General features: G+C 75.3%; 5 protein-coding genes. 1 reads left to right on the top strand and 4 read right to left on the bottom strand.

Annotation, left to right across the window (positions count from 1 at the left end; translation table 11 throughout):
- A partial coding sequence (locus C1I99_RS30155; protein WP_111137566.1) for a lytic polysaccharide monooxygenase auxiliary activity family 9 protein occupies nt 1–754 on the bottom strand: 754 nt, incomplete at its 3' end.
- Between the two features lie 267 nt (nt 755–1,021).
- Nucleotides 1,022–1,186, bottom strand: a complete 165-nt coding sequence (locus C1I99_RS32990) for a hypothetical protein (protein WP_158554121.1) — start codon at nt 1,184–1,186, stop codon at nt 1,022–1,024.
- A 101-nt stretch (nt 1,187–1,287) separates the two neighbouring features.
- On the opposite strand from C1I99_RS32990, the gene C1I99_RS30150 reads away from it, so the two are divergent.
- Nucleotides 1,288–2,220 carry a PfkB family carbohydrate kinase gene (locus tag C1I99_RS30150; protein ID WP_111137565.1) on the top strand — a complete coding sequence of 311 codons (933 nt, stop codon included), beginning with the start codon at nt 1,288–1,290 and terminating at the stop codon, nt 2,218–2,220.
- 96 nt (nt 2,221–2,316) lie between these two features.
- Here C1I99_RS30150 and C1I99_RS30145 read toward each other — a convergent pair whose 3' ends face one another.
- Both C1I99_RS30145 and C1I99_RS30140 read right to left on the bottom strand, forming a co-directional pair.
- Nucleotides 2,317–3,147, bottom strand: coding sequence for an MBL fold metallo-hydrolase (locus tag C1I99_RS30145; protein ID WP_111137564.1), 831 nt, complete (start codon nt 3,145–3,147; stop codon nt 2,317–2,319).
- Nucleotides 3,144–3,548: a thioesterase family protein gene (locus tag C1I99_RS30140; protein WP_111137563.1), complete on the bottom strand. Its 405-nt coding sequence runs from the start codon at nt 3,546–3,548 to the stop codon at nt 3,144–3,146. Before C1I99_RS30140 ends, C1I99_RS30145 begins: the two co-directional genes overlap by 4 nt.
- Nucleotides 3,549–3,977 lie beyond the last annotated feature (429 nt).

Raw genomic sequence — 3,977 nt, 5'->3', positions numbered from 1 at the left:
GGGGAGTGGTCGGGTTGGGCGTGGTGGGCGACGGCGTGCCGCCCGGGCCGACGCCGGTCACCTCGCCGTTGCCGCCGTCGAACGCGACGTCCGAGCAGCCGAAGAAGTTCTCCTGGCTGTCCGAGCGGACCCACCGGGAGTAGATGATGTGCCGGCCGCTCTTGCCGGAGGGCAGGTTGCCGCTGAAGTAGTAGTGCCCGTCGTTGGTCCCGACCGCGCCCCGCTGGGGCGGGTTGGTGACCGTCAGGAAGGGCTGCTCCTCCAGATCGCTCCAGGCCAGCGGCCGGGTCGGGCTCCAGCTGTCCTTGGTGACGTAGAAGTAGAACGTGCCCGGGTGGTGGGCCCAGTTGCTGTACCGGAACTCCATCCGCGCCCCGGCCGTCAGGTGGGTCAGCGGCCAGTCGGTGCGGGCCAGGTCGTAGCCGCTGAAGCCGGGGTTGCCCCCGCTGCACAGCTGCCCGTCGGGGATGTAGCCGACCGTCCGGCCCCCCGCGTCTGAGCGGAGCACGCTGAACCAGTTGTAGAGCGAGTTGGCGCCGCTCTGGCCCACCGCGGCGGCGCAGGCGGGATTGTTGGGCCGGATCTCGCCGGTGGCGGTGAGCCCGTCCTTCCAGCAGAGGAAGGTCCGGCTGCCCGGGGTCATCGCGGCGCCGTGCGCCGCGGCCGGCTCGGGACTGGCGGCCAGGGCTATGGCGCCCGCGACCAGGGTGGCGGCCGCGGTGAGCAACGCGGCGGTGCGGGAACGATGGGACACGGGTTCTCCTGACTCGCGGGACGCGGCAGCCCCGCGGGACAACGCGCGGGGTGGCACCCGGCCGCCCCGCTGCGACGAGCGGATACGACGGTCGCGGTGTTCTGTCCGCCGGCTCGATCGGCGGACGCGCACCGCCTGCGGTCCGCCTCGCGGACCGGTGCCCTCGCGTGGAAACCCGACGCCGGCGGCGCGGCAGCCCCCGCACCGCCCGGCATGCGCCATCCCACCACGCGGTGGGAGTCGGCGCAATAGCTCGTGCTCGATGTGTCAGTAGCGCTCGACGAGGTGCCCCCGCCCGGCGGGCGGGTCGTACGGTTCCGGCCAGAACTCGGTGATGGTGCGGATCGCGCCCGCGTCGTCCAGGTCGAAGAAGCCGGTGGCCGGCTCGCCCGCCTCCCAGTACGCCAATACGGTGGCTTCAGCGCTCATCATGGCCCGCACTGTGCCAGCCTGATGCGACAAGATCGGCCATCCCGGTGCGCCGGGAGACGGCGGGGCCCGGGTTCGGTGGCATCGACGGACGGAGGACCGGAATGGGATACGCGGTGGTGCTCGGCGAGGCACTGGTCGACCTGCTCGACACCGAGTGCGACGGTGAGCCGGTCTACCGGCAGGCCATCGGCGGCGGGCCGCTGAACGTCGCGGTCGGCGTGGCCCGGCTCGGCGGGGCGGTCCAGTTCGTCGGATCGCTCGGCGACGACGGGCTGGCCGTGCGGATCCGGAATTTCCTGACCGGCGCCGGCGTCGGGCTGGCCGGCTCGGTCACCGTGCCCGCGCCGACCGCGCTCGCGGTGGCCACCTTCGTGGGCCCGGAACCGGACTTCCGGTTCTACGGCGAGCCCCCCTCCTACGCGCTGCTCGGCGCCGAGGACGTCGACGCCGATCTGGTCGCCGGTGCCGACGTGCTCTACTGCGGGTCGATCGTGCTGCTCCAACCGACGACGCTGGCCGCCGCGCGGCGCGCCTGGGGGCTCGCCACCGGGCTGCGGGTCTTCGACCCGAACGTGCGCCCCCGGCTGCTGGACGGGCCCGCGGCGCTGGCCACGCTGCGCGAGGTGGTGACCGAGTTCGCCGCCGGGGCGCACCTGGTCAAGCTCAGCACCGCCGACGCCGAGCTGCTCTGGCCCGGCGAGCCGGTCGAGGGGGTCGCGGCCCACCTGCGCGAGCTGGGCGCCGGTGCGGCCGTGGTCACGCTGGGCGCCGCCGGCGCGGTGGTCGGAGCCGGCGCCGACCTCGTGCGGGTACCCGCGCCGAAGGTCGACGCGGTGGACGCCACCGGCGCCGGTGACTCGGTGATGGCCGCGCTCATCGCCGACCTGCTGGTCGACGGCGAACCGGTCGACCCGGCCGGCTGGCACCAGCGGGTGGCGTTCGCGCTGCGCGTCGCGGGTCTGGTCTGCGAGAGCCGGGGCGGGGCGACCGCGATGCCCACCCGGGCCGAGGTGATGCGCCGCTTCGCCGGCTGACGGCCTGCCCGCCACCACCGCGGCCGTCCCGCGGTGGGTTGCGGCGGAGGAACGCCGACGGCGCAGGAGCAGGCCGGGGTGGCGGGCAGCGGTGGGTCAGGTGGTGCCATCGAGTTCGGCATAGCCGCGGCGCGCGGCGTACAGGGCGGCACGCGCGCCGAACGGGGCCTCGGCGGCGACCCGCTCGGGTGGGGCGCCCCCGGTGTGCCCGGCGCGGATCAGCCAGGCCAGCTCCACCAGCTGGCCGTGCTGGGCGCGGACGAACCCGGCGTCCACCGGATCACCGTGCCCGGGCACCACCACGGTGGCCGGGGTGGTCATCCGGAGCAACTCGGCGACGGTGTCCGGCCACTGCAGCGGGTACGACTCCTCGAAGGCCGGCGGCCCGCTCTGCTCGACCAGGTCCCCGGCGACCAGCACGTCGGCGTCCGGCACGTGCACCACCAGGTCACCGGCGGTGTGGCCGCGCCCGGGGTGGCGCAGCACCACCCGCCGGCCGCCGATGTCGAGCACGGCCTCGGAGTGGATGGTGTGCGTCGGCGCCAGCAGCTCGATGTCGACCAGCTCCTCGGCCAGCGCCGGCTGCTCGGCGCGCATCTCCTCGTACGCCTCCCGGCGCAGCCGGTCGGGCCGCTCGCGGATGGCCTCGGCGGTCCGCTCGTGGGCGTACACCCGACGGGGCGGGTCGGCGGCGAGCGTCGCGTTGCCGAAGCAGTGGTCGAAGTGGTGGTGGGTGTTGACCAGCGTCCACGGGTGGGAGGTGACCGCCCGGGCGGCGGCGGCCAGCTCGGTGGCCTGCCCGGCCGTGGAGAGCGTGTCGACCAGCAGCGCCGCGCCGTCGCCCACGACCAGCGTGACGTTCACCCGCAGCAGGGGCTCGCGTAGCACGTGCACCCGGTCGGCGATCTCGACGAAGCGGCCGATCATGACGGCCGCGCGACGCGCTCGACAAAGCGCTGCCGGTCGACCAGCAGCCGCTCCACCCGGCCCTCGGCCACCGTCGACTCGCCCTCGGTGACGGTCACCTCGAAGAGCAGCGTCCTACCGTCGACCTTGGCCAATCGCGCGTGCGCCACCACCGTCCGCCCGACCGGGGTGGCCGACCGGTGGTCGAGCTCCACCCGCACTCCGACGCTCGTCGAGCCGCTGGGCATCCGGGTGGCGGTCGCGGCCACCGTGGCCGCCTCGGCCAGCGCGAGCACCCGGGGTGTGCCCAACACCGGCACGTCCCCGGAGCCGACCGCCTGGGCGGTGTCCGCGTCGGTGACGGTCAGCTCGACCCGGGCGGCCAGGCCCGGCGCGAAGGGGGGCTCCGGCTGCTCCTGCATGGACAAAGCCTAGACGAGGCGGACGGGGTGTCCCGCCTCCGGCGGCCGGACACCCCCGGTCGGCGGACGCTCGGGTATGACCCCGCACCGACAGGCCGACCCCCGGGCCGGGTCCGCCTGGCAGGTTTCGCTGTCGGCGGAGGAGCCGACCCGGTAGACGCCGGCACGAGCGTCACCGCCGCGCAGTGGGAGCGGGCCCCGGTCCTGGCCGTGCTGACCCGCGACCTGCCACTGGTGCTCGACGTCACGGTCGACCCGCCCGTCTCGCCCCACCGTCCGCGGTCCCGTGGACGCCGCGCTGACCACCCTGCTGCCCCCAGGTGGTCGGCGTCGGCGGTGCTGAGCTTGACCAGGTGCGCCCCGGCGGCGAACTCGGTCACCACCTCGCGCAGCGTGGCCAGCGCCGCGGGCCCGTCCAGCAGCCGGGGG

The sequence above is a fragment of the Micromonospora deserti genome (assembly GCF_003236335.1).
Lineage (GTDB): Bacteria > Actinomycetota > Actinomycetes > Mycobacteriales > Micromonosporaceae > Micromonospora > Micromonospora deserti.
The sequence above is the reverse complement of the archived record's forward strand: the minus strand, read 5'-3'. Positions and strand labels throughout refer to the sequence as shown.

Excerpts from the sequence above, each read along its gene's own strand:
- C1I99_RS32990 (WP_158554121.1), bottom strand. The coding sequence starts at position 1,186 with ATGATGAGCGCTGAAGCCACCGTATTGGCGTACTGGGAGGCGGGCGAG.
- C1I99_RS30150 (WP_111137565.1), top strand. The coding sequence starts at position 1,288 with ATGGGATACGCGGTGGTGCTCGGCGAGGCACTGGTCGACCTGCTCGAC.
- C1I99_RS30145 (WP_111137564.1), bottom strand. The coding sequence starts at position 3,147 with ATGATCGGCCGCTTCGTCGAGATCGCCGACCGGGTGCACGTGCTACGC.
- C1I99_RS30140 (WP_111137563.1), bottom strand. The coding sequence starts at position 3,548 with ATGCAGGAGCAGCCGGAGCCCCCCTTCGCGCCGGGCCTGGCCGCCCGG.